The sequence below is a fragment of the Piscibacillus halophilus genome (assembly GCF_900110685.1).
Lineage (GTDB): Bacteria > Bacillota > Bacilli > Bacillales > Alkalibacillaceae > Piscibacillus > Piscibacillus halophilus.
The window spans coordinates 18,793-36,271 of record NZ_FOES01000001.1 but is presented as its reverse complement, the minus strand read 5'-3'; the positions used below and the strand labels follow the sequence as shown (position 1 = coordinate 36,271).

General features: G+C 35.9%; 14 protein-coding genes. All 14 read right to left on the bottom strand.

The window, feature by feature from the left end:
* Positions 1 to 33 precede the first annotated feature (33 nt).
* Positions 34 to 753 carry an RNA polymerase sporulation sigma factor SigE gene (gene sigE, locus BMY57_RS00190; RefSeq protein WP_091771994.1) on the bottom strand — a complete coding sequence of 240 codons (720 nt, stop codon included), beginning with the start codon at positions 751 to 753 and terminating at the stop codon, positions 34 to 36.
* Positions 753 to 1,667: a sigma-E processing peptidase SpoIIGA gene (spoIIGA, locus tag BMY57_RS00185; RefSeq protein ID WP_177176299.1), complete on the bottom strand. Its 915-nt coding sequence runs from the start codon at positions 1,665 to 1,667 to the stop codon at positions 753 to 755. The genes sigE and spoIIGA overlap by 1 nt, the downstream gene beginning before the upstream one ends.
* Before the next feature lie 284 nt (positions 1,668 to 1,951).
* A complete protein-coding gene (gene ftsZ / locus BMY57_RS00180) occupies positions 1,952 to 3,094 on the bottom strand; it encodes a cell division protein FtsZ (RefSeq protein WP_091771992.1) in 1,143 nt (380 codons plus the stop codon).
* A gap of 62 nt (positions 3,095 to 3,156) precedes the next feature.
* Positions 3,157 to 4,482, bottom strand: coding sequence for a cell division protein FtsA (ftsA, locus tag BMY57_RS00175; protein WP_091771991.1), 1,326 nt, complete (start codon positions 4,480 to 4,482; stop codon positions 3,157 to 3,159).
* A gap of 118 nt (positions 4,483 to 4,600) precedes the next feature.
* Positions 4,601 to 5,386 carry a cell division protein FtsQ/DivIB gene (locus tag BMY57_RS00170; RefSeq protein ID WP_091771990.1) on the bottom strand — a complete coding sequence of 262 codons (786 nt, stop codon included), beginning with the start codon at positions 5,384 to 5,386 and terminating at the stop codon, positions 4,601 to 4,603.
* Positions 5,387 to 5,472: 86 nt separating this feature from the next.
* Positions 5,473 to 6,372 carry a UDP-N-acetylmuramate dehydrogenase gene (murB, locus tag BMY57_RS00165; protein WP_091771989.1) on the bottom strand — a complete coding sequence of 300 codons (900 nt, stop codon included), beginning with the start codon at positions 6,370 to 6,372 and terminating at the stop codon, positions 5,473 to 5,475.
* Between the two features lie 41 nt (positions 6,373 to 6,413).
* Positions 6,414 to 7,496, bottom strand: a complete 1,083-nt coding sequence (gene spoVE, locus BMY57_RS00160) for a stage V sporulation protein E (protein ID WP_091772191.1) — start codon at positions 7,494 to 7,496, stop codon at positions 6,414 to 6,416.
* Positions 7,497 to 7,576: 80 nt separating this feature from the next.
* A complete protein-coding gene (murD, locus tag BMY57_RS00155; RefSeq protein ID WP_091771988.1) occupies positions 7,577 to 8,923 on the bottom strand; it encodes a UDP-N-acetylmuramoyl-L-alanine--D-glutamate ligase in 1,347 nt (448 codons plus the stop codon).
* Positions 8,923 to 9,912: a phospho-N-acetylmuramoyl-pentapeptide-transferase gene (mraY, locus tag BMY57_RS00150; RefSeq protein WP_091771987.1), complete on the bottom strand. Its 990-nt coding sequence runs from the start codon at positions 9,910 to 9,912 to the stop codon at positions 8,923 to 8,925. The genes murD and mraY overlap by 1 nt, the downstream gene beginning before the upstream one ends.
* Before the next feature lie 25 nt (positions 9,913 to 9,937).
* Positions 9,938 to 11,278, bottom strand: coding sequence for a UDP-N-acetylmuramoyl-tripeptide--D-alanyl-D-alanine ligase (locus BMY57_RS00145; protein WP_091771986.1), 1,341 nt, complete (start codon positions 11,276 to 11,278; stop codon positions 9,938 to 9,940).
* Entirely contained in the window at positions 11,275 to 12,759 is a 1,485-nt protein-coding gene (locus BMY57_RS00140) for a UDP-N-acetylmuramoyl-L-alanyl-D-glutamate--2,6-diaminopimelate ligase (protein WP_091771985.1), read from the bottom strand. Before BMY57_RS00140 ends, BMY57_RS00145 begins: the two co-directional genes overlap by 4 nt.
* A gap of 80 nt (positions 12,760 to 12,839) precedes the next feature.
* On the bottom strand, positions 12,840 to 14,768 hold the full coding sequence (locus BMY57_RS00135) for a stage V sporulation protein D (RefSeq protein WP_091771984.1): 1,929 nt from the start codon (positions 14,766 to 14,768) through the stop codon (positions 12,840 to 12,842).
* 85 nt (positions 14,769 to 14,853) lie between these two features.
* Positions 14,854 to 17,094 carry a penicillin-binding protein gene (locus BMY57_RS00130; RefSeq protein WP_091771983.1) on the bottom strand — a complete coding sequence of 747 codons (2,241 nt, stop codon included), beginning with the start codon at positions 17,092 to 17,094 and terminating at the stop codon, positions 14,854 to 14,856.
* 13 nt (positions 17,095 to 17,107) lie between these two features.
* On the bottom strand, positions 17,108 to 17,479 hold the full coding sequence (ftsL, locus tag BMY57_RS00125; RefSeq protein WP_091771982.1) for a cell division protein FtsL: 372 nt from the start codon (positions 17,477 to 17,479) through the stop codon (positions 17,108 to 17,110).

The window sequence follows — 17,479 nt, the reverse complement described above, 5'->3', positions numbered from 1 at the left end:
CGAAAAGGGAAGCATACAGGAAAGATAAGGTTTTTAAACCATTTTATTAAATTCTTTTTTTAACCTTCTTATAATTTTTTTCTCTAAGCGAGAAATATAAGATTGTGATATTCCTAATTGTTCTGCAACATCTTTTTGAGTTTGTTCTTTATGGCCGCTAAGACCAAATCGCATTTCCATGATTTGTTTTTCTCGACCTGTTAATTTTGATAAAGCTGATTTTAATAAATTTTTATCAACAGATAAGTCCAAGTCTTTCGTAATGATATTTTCATCGGTTCCTAAAACATCTGATAATAATAACTCATTACCATCCCAATCTACATTTAGAGGTTCATCAAAAGAAATCTCAGTTTTACGTTTATTATTCCTTCTTAAGTACATTAGTATTTCATTTTCTATACATCTAGATGCATATGTCGCTAATTTAATATTTTTCTCTGGGTTAAATGTATTGACGGCCTTAATCAGTCCAATTGAGCCAATACTAATTAAATCTTCAATATGGATGCCTGTATTCTCAAATTTTTTTGCGATATAGACGACCAACCGTAAGTTATGTTCAATTAATTTAGATTTAGCTCTGTCATCACCTTCAACTACACGATCAAGCATTTCTTTTTCTTCTTCTTTGGATAACGGTGGAGGTAATGCCTCGCTTCCTCCAATATAATAAACCTCATCTGCCTTGCCTCTTAATTTTAATACGATTGATAAAAAGAAAAATTTTATTCGGTACCATACTCGCTTCATTAGATTACTCCTTTCACATGTTGAACCTTAGTATTTTTAGATTGAAATAGTAATGGGTGTAGTAAGCAGTTATAAGACATGCTATTTGAGAATTCTCCAAAGTGAATTCCAACATAAACTCGTTTAGAAGAATGAATAAAGTCATTCACTCTGATGGATATTTGATTTACTTGAAATACAGGGATATACCCAATATCACCTCCTGCTTTTTTTAATGGGATATATTCAAATGGATTTTCGTAATCAGGTTCATGAAAAGGCTTAGATTTTAATTGTTCAACCTTCTCTTGACCAAACAATGATTTAGCAATGATTTCATCAATCAGCATAATGGGCTTATTCGTTAGTGGATGGGTGAGTTGGTTGCCTGTATCATAGAAACCTTTCAAATAGTACTTGTTTTGCACATCAATGTGCACAGCTACATCATAAATTTGTTCGTGTTTTAACTTAATAACGGATAAATTTTGCAAACGATCTTTGGTGAAATAAATAAAGATTGGGAAAAAGATTAGTACGAATATCCAACTAACCATGTTTCCATATGCAACTTGATTTAACCAGGGCAGATTAATTTGTTGAGACTGTAAGAAATAATGTAATCCAAATAATCCACCTCCAATGGAAAAATTGATAAAGTAAAAACTAAAAAAATAAACTACAAATCGTCGAATCGAGTGAAAAGGAAATGCAATTAATATAATCCCGATTGAATAGGCTAACTTAACTAGTGGCCAATTAAGCCAGTCCAAACTTGGAACAAATGACAAAGGTACAATTAAAGAAGCGTATAAACTAGCAAATAATAACCTTAAGTGAGAAAAAGGTTGGCGGATGGCCCATGCAACTACGAGCAATACTAACCAATCAAATATAAAATTGAGTATCCAGATTAAATCTAAATAGATTTGCACGGCATTCATCCCTAGTTAAATTAGTTTTCTGTTTTTTGCAATTAATGATCAAGTTCTATTTATATAAAAGTATAAAAAAGAGAGCCGAAAAATCATGTCAATTTTTCGGCTCTTTTCTCATCTAATTTTGATACCTTTTGTCTAATCTGAATCACAGCGATTTGTTATATATTTCATATTCAAGTGCGAGTCCTCCCTCCCGGATAGAAAACAAAAATACAGAAAAAAGGATAGCTATATCAAAAAACCCCTGAAGATTTATCATCTTCAAGGGTTAAGTATTCTTATCGATCGCGATTTCGATTTCTTAAGAATGTTGGAATGTCTAATGTATCTTCTTCAAATGAAGGTTTACGTCTAGGCGCTTCCTGTCTAGGTTGTTGTTGCTGCTGTGATTGTCCTCCTCCAATTGGTGAAGGGTTTTGTGTTGGCTTTTGTTGGAAGCTTGGATTTTGATTGTATTCTTCCTTCTTATTCTCATCGAAGCCAGTCGCAATAACCGTAACCACGATTTCATCTTTTAGATTTTCATTAATGACGGAACCGAAAATCACGTTAACTTCTTGGTCAGCTGCTGAAGTAACAATTTCTGCTGCTTCTTGTACTTCAAAGAGACTTAAATTAGCTCCACCTGAGATGTTCATTAAAACACCATGAGCGCCATCTATAGATGTTTCTAATAATGGAGAGGAAATAGCTTTTTTAGCAGCTTCAGTTGCTCGGCTTTCGCCTGTCGCAACACCGATCCCCATTAAAGCAGAGCCTTTATCTGCCATAATCGTTTTGACGTCAGCGAAGTCGACGTTAATTAATCCAGGTACGGCAATTAAATCAGAAATACCTTGTACACCTTGACGCAATACGTTGTCCGCTTCACGGAAAGCTTCTAACATAGGTGTGTTTTTATCGACGATTTCTAATAATCGATCATTTGGAATCACAATAAGTGTATCTACGTTGGCTTTAAGTGATTCAACACCACTTGTCGCCTGTGTAGAACGTTTACGACCTTCGAACAAGAATGGACGGGTCACTACTCCAACTGTTAAAGCATTTAATTCTTTAGCAATCTGAGCAATAACCGGGGCAGCACCTGTTCCAGTTCCGCCTCCCATACCAGCGGTAACGAAAACCATATCAGCACCAGCTAACGCCTCTTCGATTAACTCTTTACTTTCTTCTGCAGCTTTCTTACCGACTTCTGGGTTCGCACCTGCCCCGAGTCCTCTAGTTAATTTCTCACCAATTTGAAGTTTGGTTTCAGCTTTTGATAGATTAAGAGCTTGCGCATCTGTGTTCACCGCGATAAATTCTACATTTTGTACTCCATGTTCAATCATTCGGTTAACAGCGTTACTCCCACCGCCGCCACAACCGATTACTTTTATTTTAGCTAATTGATCTACATTTGATTCGAAATCTAACATCTTTGTTCCTCCTATTGTTTCAAAATTACATTCAGTGACTTTTTGTGAAGGAATCACTCATATCAATCGAAAAAGTAGTTTTGAAGTCGTTTTACTATACTGTCTTTATTCTTACTTCTTGTCTTTTCAGGTTCTTTCTTCTCTTTCTTTTCAACTTTAATAGATTTAGATGGTTTGGTTGGTTTAGTTGGTTTAGTTGGTTTCGGATTCGTTTCTTGTTCTTCAATTTTAACTCCGGTAACATATTCTTTACCTTGTATTTTCGCATTACGATAAGCAAATTGCAAGGTTCCTAAACCAACTGTAAAGTGTGGTTCTCGAACACCTATATGAGTTGGAACTGAAATTCTAACATTGGATTGAAAAATGTCTCTAGCGAGTAAATCCACGCCAGGAAGACTCATAACTCCACCTGTTAGTACATAGCCACCAGGTAAATCACGATATCCCATTCTTCGAAACTCTTGCATAACAAAATGATAAATTTCAGCCAACCTAGCTTCAATAATTTCTGTTATTTGAACCTGACTAAAGGTTTGTTGGTCATTGCTACCAATCGTTGTCACAGAAAAAGTGTTTTCTTCCAAAGCTTCCTTTAAGTAAGCATGTCCATATTCCTGCTTAATGATTTCAGCTTCTTCAGTCGTTGTTTTCAACCCTATAGAAAGGTCTTTTGTAATATTGTCTCCACCAAGTGGAATCACTGAAGTTTGTACTAAATTCCCATCCGCGAAAACTGAAATCGTTGTACTTCCAGCCCCAATATTAACTAATCCAACACCTAAATTTTTCTCATCTCTTGATAGAGCAACATCACCAGATGCTAGTGGTTGTAGACAAATATCTTGAACCTCTAATCCTGCTCTTTCAACACATTTTAAAATGTTATGTAAGTTAGTTCGACCACACGTGATTAAAGTACCTTGCATCTCTAATCGAACGCCAATCATTCCTCTTGGGTCTGTAATTTCATCTTGTCCATCGACTATAAACTGTTTAGGATAAACATCAACGATTTCTCTTTCTGGAGGAATCGACATGACTTGTGAAGCTTCAATAACTCGTTCAATGTCTTCATCAGATATTTCACGGGTTTCACTTGATACTGCAACGACCCCATGGCAGTCTTGCAAATCAATATGACTACCATTAATACTTACAATGACACGATGGATTTCCATATCCACCATACGTTCTGCTTGATCAACTGCATTTTGTATAGAATGAACGGTTTGATCAATATCTACAATTGCACCTTTTTTCATTCCTTTTGATTCAGCAACTCCAACCCCAATAACATTCATCGTATCTTTGGAAACTTCTCCGATTATTACTTTGACTTTGGAAGTACCGATATCTAGACTGACTAATATTTCACTACGATTCAACATTTGCACCTCCGACTAAGGCTCATAACATGTTCTATTCCTTATTCTTTAATTCCATATTTATTAGATAATACCTTCTAGAAACTTCAAAAAAATAACAAGCCTTCAATTAAACTACTTATTCCTCTTCAGATGCTTCTAACTCAACTTCATCGTTTGAGTTATATGGCTGAAAATATGCACCAACATCGATATAAAGAATCCCCTCCATATCAGATGTCACTTGTTGTGCAATGGAAGGATACAATTTCATTTTATCCTTGAAATTATGAATGGATGCGATGACTTCATGTCCATCAGTAGTAAACATCCTAATTTGATCTTTGTTCGTATCCTCAGGTTCCCAATAAATTTCTGAAATCAATTGGACAACCGCCGAATCTAATTCAGCCAACTGTTGAGTCAAACGGGTTAAAGGTTCTTGTTCAGAAAAACCATATAATACCGGTGCATCTCCTTTAGGAACCTTTAATTCAGTATCATCCAATACTTTACCATTCTCTAAAATTGGTTTAAATAGATTGCTAGATTTAACATAACCTACTCGACTATACTCTTCAACTGATATAGTCACTTGATTATACCAACTTCGATTAACAGTCACGTCACTAATTTCTTGATGATTTTCAATTTTTTCTACAACTGCTTCTTGATCAATGGACCAAAATGATTGGTCACGTGATAATTCACTTAATTCTATAATTTCCTCTGTATCAACTACTCTGTTGTTTTCTACATTTACAGAATAAATATGACTAAGCGGTGACTGTAAATAAACAATCACGAGGATTAAAAGCAAAATTAACGTTAAATATGTAATAAACCGTCTATTTGCTTTTTTCTTTCTTAGTTGTTTTAGTTGAGGAATTCGATCTTCAATCGAAACTACTTTTTTTTCAGCCATTCAAAAAGTTTCCCCTTAATAAATAGATTCTATTTCATTATTATAGCATAATTCGACGGTTTAAAAATAAGGTATTTTTGCTTAATTTAAAGAATTTCAACCTCTGTAACCATATCGATATCATAATTTTCTTTCACTTGCTCTTTAATGAGTTGAATCAAAGCCATGACATCATGGTAGGAAGCGTCACCATCATTCACAATAAAATTTCCATGCATTTCAGAGATCTTAGCCCCTCCTATTTGATGCCCTTTAAGGCCCAATTCTTCTACTAATTGTCCAGCATGGTTTGGTAGAGGGTTTCTAAAAATACTTCCAGCACATGGATAATCCCATGGTTGTGTTTCTCGACGATAATCTTTATGCTTATTCATTTCAGCTAAGATTTCTTTTTTATTTCCTTTTTGCAACTGAAAGACAGCTTCTAAACAATACCCTTTTCGTTCATTTTGTAAAACAGATTTTCGATAATCAAATTTCATATCTTCATTTGATAACCACTCAGTCGTTCCATCTTCAAATAAAATATGGGCTTTGACTAATATTTTGGAAATATCGGAGCCGTGTGCGCCAGCATTCATAAAAACAGCTCCTCCAACACTACCAGGAATACCTCCAGCGAATTCAAAGCCGCTAAGTTCGTCACGACTAATAATAGCAGCTAATCGGACTAATGGGTATCCGCCACCAACTAGTATTTGGTCCTCATTAACTACTAGGTGATCAAGGCCTTTTCCGAATTGAATGACGGCACCCCGAATCCCTTCATCTGGAATTAATAAATTAGATCCACGCCCTATAACTCTAACAGGTATATCATGCTCTCTTAAAATCTCTAAAGTATCATGTAGTGCTTCAATTGAATTAGGGCGAATAAACAAATCAGCTGGACCGCCGATTTTTATTGTCGTATGTTTTTTCAATGGTTCATTTAATGTTACTTTTCCTACGGATTTATTGTTTAATTTATCTACTATATGTTGCATTTTAACCATCCTTTAAACTCATTCTATTTTAAGGGTCAGTTTTACTTTATTGTCGCATAACGACTGATATTTAACAATATACCAAATGATACTAATGTTAAAGTTAATGACGATCCTCCATAACTTAATAAAGGTAATGTAATACCAGTGACTGGAATAAGTCCAATGACAACACTAATATTAATCATAACCTGAACCATGATCATGGATGTAATACCAAACGCCACCAGTGATGCTGATAGGTCTTGTGAATGAACAGCAATTAAAATCCCTCGCCACACGATGACAAAGAATAGGAATAAAATGAAGGATCCACCTATTAGACCAAGCTCTTCAGCCATGACGGAAAAAATGAAGTCAGTCTGGGGTTCAGGTAAATAGAAATACTTCTGCATACTATTCCCAAATCCCATACCCATTAAACCTCCAGGGCCAATTGCATATAGGGATTGAATAATTTGAAACCCGTCACCCAAAGGATCTTCCCAAGGATCTAAAAACGCTTGAATCCGACTTATCCTATAAGGTGCAGATATAATGAGTCCCGCTAAAGCCACTAAACCCATTACAGCTAAACCAATGAAATGACTGATCTTCGCTCCTGCAATAAACAAAAGTAGCATTCCAGTTAAAACCAACACTAATCCAGTTCCTAAATCTGGTTGTAACATAATTAAGCCAAATGGGAACACGATTAGACCTAACATAGGAAAAAAACCTTTAAATAGAAAAGGTAAATCGTGTTGTCTGGTAGGAAGTATTTTAGCAAACAATAGGATTAACCCTAGTTTCATAAACTCACTCGGTTGGATACTAAACGCTCCTACACCTATCCAGCTATTAGCTCCTCCACGAACCATTCCGATACCAGGAATGAATAAAGCGACCAATAATAATATACAAACTATATAAATGGTAACCGCCATATTAACCCATTTAAAATATGGGATTTTGACCATAACCCATATTCCAATCAGACCTACAATGGCAAACAATACCTGACGCTTTAAATAAAAAAAGGCATCCCCAAATTTATATTCAGACCACACGGAAGATGCACTATAAACCATGAGTACACCAATCAATAACAAAATGAGAATAGCTGCTAACAAAACATAATCCATCTGGGATTCCGATTTTTTATTCACAAAAAAACACCCCTACTCCTTTATTGAAGTCGGGGCTATTGGTAGACAAGCCCCTATTACAGCTTATGCACCAATTGAATAAACATGTCTCCACGTTCTTCAAATGATTTAAATTGATCCCAGCTAGCACAAGCAGGGGAAAATAAAATGACGTCTCCCTCTTGACTAACTTCATAAGCTTTAATAGTTGCTTCTTCAAGACTGTCTACCGTTTGAATAGATTTATATTGATTTCGCTCGCCAGCTTCCTTGATTTTTGATGCTGACTGACCATATGCAATACAAGTTTTAACGTGCTCAAAAGCTTGTATTAACTCATCAAACTCATTTCCTCGGTCAAGTCCACCGGCTATTAAAATAATCGGTTGTTTAAAAGCTTGTATAGCTTTAAGTGTAGCCGAAATATTTGTAGCTTTTGAGTCATTGTATACGAACCTGTCATGAATCTTATTTACATATTGAAGTCGATGTTTTACACCTGTAAATGCTTTTAATACCGATTGTATAGTGTTATTCGGTATATTAAACTGCTTAGCAATCGCAATACCAACTAATATATTTTCTAAGTTATGATCACCTGGTAACGCGATCTCGTCTCGATAAACAATTAGCTCATCGTTGTGATATACCTGTTGATGGTCAACATATAAACCATCTTTATTTTTACCTGATACTGAAAAAGGAAGTAAATTTGCTTTTGAATCTTGTACTTTATTAACTAACCATTCATCATCAGCGTTATATATTAACATATCATTTTCATTCTGATACTTTGTAATATTCAACTTAGAGCCAACATAATCATCCATTGTCTTATGGTAGTCTAAATGAGCTTCTGTAATATTGATGAGTACTCCAATGTCCGGCTTAAATTTCTCAATTGCCTTAAGTTGAAACGAAGACAACTCCATGACAACCGGCTGAGCTTCTTTTTGTTCACGAGCAACGTTTGTAGCCACTTTACCAATATTTCCTGCAATTAAAGGATCTAAACCGCCTGCTCTTAATAACTCATATGTTAAAGTGGTTGTCGTTGTCTTACCATTTGATCCCGTAATGGCTATAATAGGACCATCTATTAAATAGAAAGATAATTCCACTTCAGTAATAATTGGAATATCTCTATTTAAAGCTTCTTCAACAATCTCATGGCTATAAGGTATTCCTGGGTTTTTAACAACCAAATCTACATCATCTAATACCGATTGTGGATGACTACCTGTCACAACTTCAATGCCTAATTGGTCAAATCTTTGAGCCACTTCGTTGTTTTCAATTGGAGTTAAATCATTAATTCTAAACGATACATTACTATCGTAAAGCAATTGGGCAGCCGCTTCACCACTTCTGGCTAAGCCCAACACTAAAACCTTTTCATATGGAAAATTGTCCAACGTTTTCACTACATCCACACCTCAATAAATAAGCCTAATACAGCACAGATTAACCCGACGAACCAGAACGTTACAACAACACGCCATTCTGACCAACCTGATAGTTCATAATGGTGATGCAATGGGCTCATCTTAAATATTCTTTTACCGCCTGTCAGCTTAAAGTATACGACTTGAATCATAACGGATAACGTTTCAATGACAAATACTCCACCAATGACTACAAGAAGAATCTCAAGCTTCATGAGTATCGCAACCATGGCTAGAATAGCACCGATTGAGAGTGACCCTGTATCTCCCATAAATACCTTAGCTGGGTGACTGTTAAATACTAAAAATCCTAATAGAGCACCGACAACGGCTAAAGAAAACACGGTGATTTCCGGTTCAACATGATGGTAAGTACCTATAATAGCAAAAGCTGCAAAAGCAATAGAAGCTGTTCCTGCGACTAACCCATCTAGTCCATCGGTTAAGTTAACAGCATTAGATGCTCCAACCAACATGACTAATAAGAAAATACTATAGAACCATCCAAACTCTATTGAAAAATCCGTTCCAGGTATTGTAACTGTCGTATCATAACCTTGGTTATGTAAGACAATATATACCACTACTGCAATAAAGAGTTGAAACAACATCTTTTGCTTAGAGGTAAGACCTAGATTACGTTTTTTTATGATTTTAATAAAGTCATCTAAAAATCCTATTAATCCGTAACCAACTAAAACAAATAATAAGATCAAGAACTCACTAGTAAAACCTGTTCCTTCGTATTTCCATATCACAAATAACGATGTAAAAATAATGGATAAAATAATTAGAATTCCACCCATTGTGGGTGTTCCAGATTTAGATTGGTGCGATTGAGGTCCTTCTTCTCTGATACTTTGGCCGAACTTTAATCTCTTTAAGAAAGGGATTAAAACTGGGGATATTAGTACAGAGAATAGAAATGCTATTGCGATTGTGATGAGTAACACCGATTGTGGTAACATAGATTTCCCTTCCCTTCTTATACCCTTAAATTAACTCATTTACGATTTCTTCTAATTTTATGCCTCTAGATGCTTTGAACAAAATAACTGTTTCAGAATCTAATTGTTCTTTTAGAAATTCAGTGAGCGCAGACTTATCGTCAAAGTGCTGATAGGTACCTTCGAACGTATCGTTTAAGCCTTCTAATATAAAACGACTATCTGCACCAATCGTTAATACTTGATCAATAGAAGAATCAATCGATTCTCCAACTCTTCTATGGTCTCCTTCTGAATACTCACCTAATTCTAAGATATCACCTAGAACCACAATTTTATTATTATAATTCATATGCTTTAAGACATCAATGGAAGCTATCATAGATGTCGCAGAAGCATTATATGCATCATTTATAATCGTTGCACCATTAATGGCTCTGATTTGTTCAAAACGCATTGAAGGCAACTGTAGTTGTTTTAATTGATTCTTTATTTTAGATAGATCAATCTCTAATTCTTCACATAAAGCATAGGCAAAAGTAGAATTTTTAGCTTGGTGTTTACCTAATAGTGGAATCTCTACATTTTGCCCCTTGATTGTAAATTCAGTATAATCATTCCATTGTCTGACATCTCGAATAACATAGTCCAAGTTTTCAGAAAAGCCACAAGTCAATTCTTTATAAGGACGTGATCCTCCCGCAATAAGTGGTTCATCACCATCATAAATCAGGACACTATTTTGTGAAAAACCAGCTGTAATTTCTAATTTAGCTTTTGCGATCCCCTCACGACTTCCAAGGTACTCAATATGGGATTCACCTATATTCGTAATAATGCCATAATCTGGCTGTACAATATGAGACAATCGTTCAATTTCACCAAATCCACTCATACCCATTTCAGCCACTAAGACTTCACAGTTGGGTTCCATGCTTAAAACAGTCAAAGGAAGACCAATATGATTGTTCAAGTTCCCCTTGGTCTTCCATACAATATATTTAGTAGCTAAACAACTAGCCACAATTTCTTTAGTTGTAGTTTTTCCATTTGAACCAGTTATACCAACGACAATCGGGTCAACGAGGTGGCGATACCTATTAGCTAGAGTCTGCAAAGCTTCAATTGTATCCTCCACGTAAAAAACCGGGAACCCTTCTGGAACATCATTTAATTCTTCTCGACTTGATAAAATTGCAACCGCGCCATTTTCAATAGCTTGTGGGATAAAGTCATGTGCATCAAAGTTTTCTCCAATTATTGGAACAAATAAACCATGGTTGACCTTTTCACGACTATCCCTATATATTTCATGTATTTCTTGATTAATGAAATCTGTATGATTTGGGAAGATTTCTGCTAAAAAGTTCAAGTCAAATTTCTTCATGTGCTTTGGGACTCCTTCATTCTTTCTTCAATGTATGTCTTTGCAATTTCACGATCGTCAAAGTGATGGCGTGCACCATTAACTTCTTGATAGGTTTCATGACCTTTTCCAGCAATTAAGATAATGTCACCTTCTTTAGCAGTCCAAATGGCTTCCTTAATTGCTTCTTTACGGTCAATGATGACTTTAAACTCATCACCCTTAAGATGACCTGTCATATCCTTCAAAATATGCTTAGGATCTTCTGTTCTTGGGTTATCTGAAGTAAATAACGATAATTGGCTATATTTAATTGAAGCATCTGCCATTTTCGGCCTTTTAGAACGATCACGGTCACCACCACAACCAACAACTGTAATAATCCGGTTCTCTTTAATTTCATTTAAGGTTTGTAAAACATTTTCTAATGAATCCGGTGTATGAGCGTAATCTACAATAACGGAATAAGGTTGACCTACGTCGACATTTTCCAGACGCCCTGGTACTCCATTAATATTGCGTAATGCTTTTTGAATAATCTCACTAGAAATTCGGTATTGGTAAGCGACTGAAATAGCCGCTAAAATATTATAAATATTAAACTTTCCTGTAAGTCTAGATTCGACTTTGAATTGCTCATTAGGAGTAAGAACTTCAAACGAAGTCGAATCAGCTTGTAAATCTAAGTTCTTCGCTTTAATATAAGCATCATCGGTTAACCCATATGGAATAAACGGGAATGGAGATGCTTTCGACATCACTTCAGAATAATGATCATCGGCATTAATGACAGCTATTTTGTTTTGAGTGTAATCATTCCCTAATTGAGCAAATAATAGTGATTTTGCATAAGCATAATCATTCATATTTAGATGATAATCTAAATGATCTTGAGTAAGGTTCGTAAATACGACTGTATCGAATTGAACCCCATGGACTCTTCCCTGATGTAAAGCGTGAGAGGATGCTTCCATAATAACGGTATCAACGCCTTGTTCTTTCATCAGGTGTAAATGTTTATGCAAAAATAAACTATCCGGAGTGGTATTATTTAATGGGTAAGTCTTATCCCCTATCTTCATATCAATAGTGCCAATAATAGCTGTGTTTTGGTTGTTTTCTTTAAAGATCCCATCAAGTAAGTACGTAGTAGTTGTTTTACCATTTGTGCCTGTAATCCCAACAATGTTTAAGGACTTGCTAGGTGTACCGTAAAAGCGATCGGCTAAAACAGCTAATGCCTTAACAGTACTCGGTACATAAATCACAGGCAGGGTTGTATCAACCGTGTCTTCAGCCACTATTGCACAGGCCCCATTTTCTTCAGCATCTTTAACAAATTGATGTCCGTCTACTTGTGTTCCTTTTATACATACAAATAATGAGTTGTTTTCAACTTTTCTAGAATCCATTTCTATGTTTTTAACGTCAACATTTTCTAATCTCTCGTCTGCGTCTGTTTTATAGATGTTTAGACTTTCTACTAGTTCATGTAAATGCATGGTATCTCCTACCTTTAGTATTAATGAATTACAACAATATTATAGCAAACTTATGCTTATATAACGATGAAAGTTTTGAATTAATCGGATTCTCCTAGATAAACTCGGATGGTTGATCCTGATTCTACTTTTTCACCCGGCTCTGGAGATTGAGATATAATAGTGTCTCCCTCACCATGAACATCAAGTCTTAGGTCATATAAGAAGTTTCTTATGTCATTTACTTCTTCCCCTACTAAACCAGGAACCTCTACTAGTGGTGGTTCTGTCCATTGATATTCTTTTTCAAGCCCACCATCACGTTTTTCAACACCTTTAACACTTAAAACATCTGCAAGGACTTTTCCACCTATTGGACTTGAAACAACACCACCGAATTGGACTGTATTTTTAGGGTTATCAACGGCGATATACACTAAGTATTGTGGATCATCTGCAGGTGCAAACCCAATAAATGATACGATATGGTTGTTTTCTAGATAACGACCATTTGGGCCTACTTTCTGTGCAGTACCAGTCTTTCCTCCGACCCGATATCCATCTAAATAAGCTCCACGTCCTGTACCTTTAGCGACCACCGTTTCTAACGCACGACGTACTTCACTAGATGCCTCTTCACCAATAACCCGCTTTTTAAGTGTGGGTTCACGTGATTCAGTTTCTTCACCCGTAACAGGGTCAATTAACCCTTTCACAACATAAGGTTCGTACAAATACCCGCCATTGATCGCTGCTGCAACAGCTGTAATTTGTTGAATAGGGGTTACGGATACACCTTGACCAAATGCAGAAGTTGCTACCTCTACAGGACCGATTTGATCTTCACTAAATAATATTCCTTTACTTTCACCTTGCAAATCAATACCCGTCTTTTCACCAAAACCAAACTCTCGAATGTATGAAAATAGTTTTTCTTCACCTAACATTTGACCGAGATTGACAAAACCTGGGTTACAAGAGTTTTGAACAACTTCTAGATAAGACTGGCTACCGTGTCCACCGCTATGCCAACAACGAATTCTAGCCCCTGCTACTTTGACATGGCCAGAATCGTAGTATGTATCTTTGTCTAAATCAATCAGATTTTCTTCTAAGGCTGATGCTAGCGTAACAATTTTAAATGTTGAACCTGGTTCATACGTGCTGAACACTGGTAAATTTCGATTATAAACTTCGGGAGACACCGATTGATATTCAGATGGATGGAAAGTCGGCCTACTAGACATCGCAAGAATTTCACCATTGTTTGGATCCATGACAATGGCTAGTGCTCCATCAGGGTCATACTTGGCTTCAGCGATATCTAATTCTCTTTCGACAATCGATTGAATTTCAGCATCTATCGTCAATGATAAGTGCTGTCCATCTTCAGGTGGACTATATCGATTAGATAATTGGTTAAGACGTCTTCCTTTAGCATCTGAGAAAAATGACAAAGCACCTGAATCGCCACTTAGTTGATCATCATAGCTAGCCTCTAGTCCCATTAAACCTTGATTATCAATTCCGGTAAACCCTAATACATGAGCTAGCTGTTCATCATGAGGATAGGATCGCTTAGAGTCTTGAGCTAAATAAACCCCTGGCTCATTTAACATACGTATTTCGGTTGCTTGTTCTTCCGTTAACTTACGTCCTTCTGGATGAATAATTTCCACTGATGCAACTTTTGTTAAATGCTCCAGAGCTTTTTCCTCCGAAATAGGTATAATATCCGCCAGCTTCTTTGCGACATCTTCTGGATTTTCAATTTGCCTTGGCACAACCGCTAAGGTTGGAGCCAATTGATTGTCCACTAAAACTTCTCCATTACGATCTAATATTTTACCTCGCTCAGCATATAGAGGGATATCACGACTCCATAGCTCTTCTGCTTTTTCTAATATTTCTGCACTAGAAATCAATTGGACATACGCCAACCTTCCAACCATGATTAAAAAATATAGTGCAATCAATAAAAAAACAGCGATCAAACGTTTTTTCACAGTAATAGCAGCAATTCGTCTCAATGTTTCATTCTCCTTTACACCTATGCTTGTATTAAAACTATGAAAAAACGTATCTATTTAGACCACTGTTTCTACAAATACTATATTATTGTTCGCCTTCTACTTCTTCTCCTTCTTCTATTTCTTCATTCTCTGACTCTTCATCATCTTCTTCGTTAGAATCTGATTTAGAGCTGAGCTCAACTACCAATTTACTTTCATCTGATATTGAGCTACCAGCCGAAATATTTTGTTTCGTTACGAATCCTTCACCCATAAAGTCCAATTCCATATCAACTAATTCAACTAAGGAAAATACATCTCTTAACGTCCAATTTGTTAAATCTGGCATCGTTAGCTCACCATTTGTTTCTAAAATAATACGTTTGTTTGGGTATACAGATTCATTTTCTTTCGGTAAAGAATCTACTATTTGATCGCCATTACCAAGGACTGTAACATTAAACCCTTGTTCCTCTAGTTCATTCACGACCGTATCTGTATTTCTATCATATAATTGATTTAATTTGATAGGTTCTATTGTATCTTCATTTGATTGATCTGGCTCAATTTCTAAATAATGTAAACTATTCTCCATCACCGTTTTATAAATATATGAGGTTGTTTGTGAACCATAGTAACTATATTCTACTTCTGGCTCTTCCACTGCTACATACATCATTAATTTAGGGTCATCTTTTGGTGCCATACCTATAAACGAATACACATATTCGCCAACACCAGTTTTATACCCTCCACTAGGATCAGGAATTTGTGCGGTTCCTGTTTTACCAAACGAGGTGAAATTATCTAATTTAAAGGGACCGCCAGTACCGTCTTCTGATGTAATAACCGTTTCTAAAATATCTTTCACCTGATTGGCCGTATCTTCAGAAATTGGTTCTCCCACAACTTCTGGCTCAGCTTTATAAAGGGTTTTATTACCATTGATATCACTAATCCTAGACGTAATATATGGTTTCATCATTTTTCCGCCATTAGCAAGGGCAGTCGCCCCTTTCATAATTTGAATAGGGGTAAACGTAGAACCTTGTCCAATCGCTGTATTAATTTGATCTCTAGGATAAGTATATGTTATTTGTCCTACCCTTTCGCCTTCTAGATCAATTTCGGTCGGCTGATCAAGTTGAAAAGCTGAAATATACTCTAAATATTTCTCAGGCTTAAGCTGTTCCCACAATATTTTAGCAAAGCCAACATTAGATGAGTGCTGAACAGCTTGATTATATGTGATTTCTCCCCAGCCTTCTCCGTTGTTGTGGTCACTAATGTAGCTGCGATTTTCATTAATCCGCCATCTTCCAGATTCAAAGGTAGCATCTCCATTGTAAACCCCTTCTTCAATTGCCGCAGAAAGAGTGAAGATTTTCATCGTCGAACCTGGTTCAAATGGGGTTGAGATGGCATCATTATACCAATTTTCGATTTCATCTCTTGTATTCGGGTCAAATGATGGGCGGTTACTCATCGCTAATACTTCACCAGTTTTAGGATTCATCACAATCGCAACCATTCTTTTTGGGTTATATTCCTCTTGTACCGTAGTCATCGTATCTTCTAAGAATGTCTGTATTTTTTGATCGATTGTCAAAAATACGTCATGGCCATGCTCTGGAGATTGGACGTGTTCATCAGCATTTAGAAGCTTGAACCCATACTTATCTCTCTGTGAACGTATGAAACCATCCTTTCCACCTAAATGTTCATCATACATTTGTTCAATTCCATAAGCACCCACTGTTTCATATTTTGTCTTATCTTCATTTAATCGATCTTCAGTAAACCCAATTACATGAGATGCAAAAGCTCCGTTCGGATAATAACGCTCTGTATCTTGTTCAAAATAAATTCCCGTTAAATCAAGCTCCTCTATTTCTTCTTTCTGTTCTTTAGACAACCCATTACCGAATCGACCAAATTCAACCTGAAAGGATCCTTCTTCTTTTCCTTCTTCTAAAATATCTATTATTTGCTGTTCTTCCATTCCAATAATAGGTGCCAATGAGCTAGCAGTTTTTTGAATATCTTTTACATGAAGATCCACTGAAGAATTTTGTGAATACTCTTCACTTAAAACAGCATACATATTATAAACGGTTTTATTTCCTGCTAATACCATTCCCGTTTGATCGTAAATTTCACCACGTTCAGCTTCTAATACGCTACTTGTGTTACGAAATTTTTCTGCATAATCAAGTAAATCGACCGATTGTACTTCTCCAGTAATCTGGATGTAAGCAAAACGGCCGATTAAAAACAAGAAAATTAAAGAAAAAATAGATATAATTAAAAATGACATAACATTTTTATAGTTTAAGTTTGTCATAGTCTTAACACCCTTAATTAGTTTGCGATGCCTGCTTCACATTTGCATTTTTAATCGTTAAACCATGTTTTTCAGCTTCAGCTAAAATTCGACTTGGTTTACTCATTTCCTTAACTTCAGCATGTAAAGCATTATTCTCTGTCTTTACTTGTTCAATATTCGAGTTTACTTTTTGCAAATCACGGTTAACCGAATCAACATTTGAAGAATACTGAACGACGAAAATCATCGAAATGGCAATGATAACTAAGCCGGAGGTATATAATAACTTCTCACCTTTTGTAAACCATGCTTTCTTAACAAAACGTTGTTTCTTAGGACTTGGTGTTTGTTGCGTTTTCCTTTCAGGTATCATTGAATACTTTCTAATTTCTTCAGCAGCCAT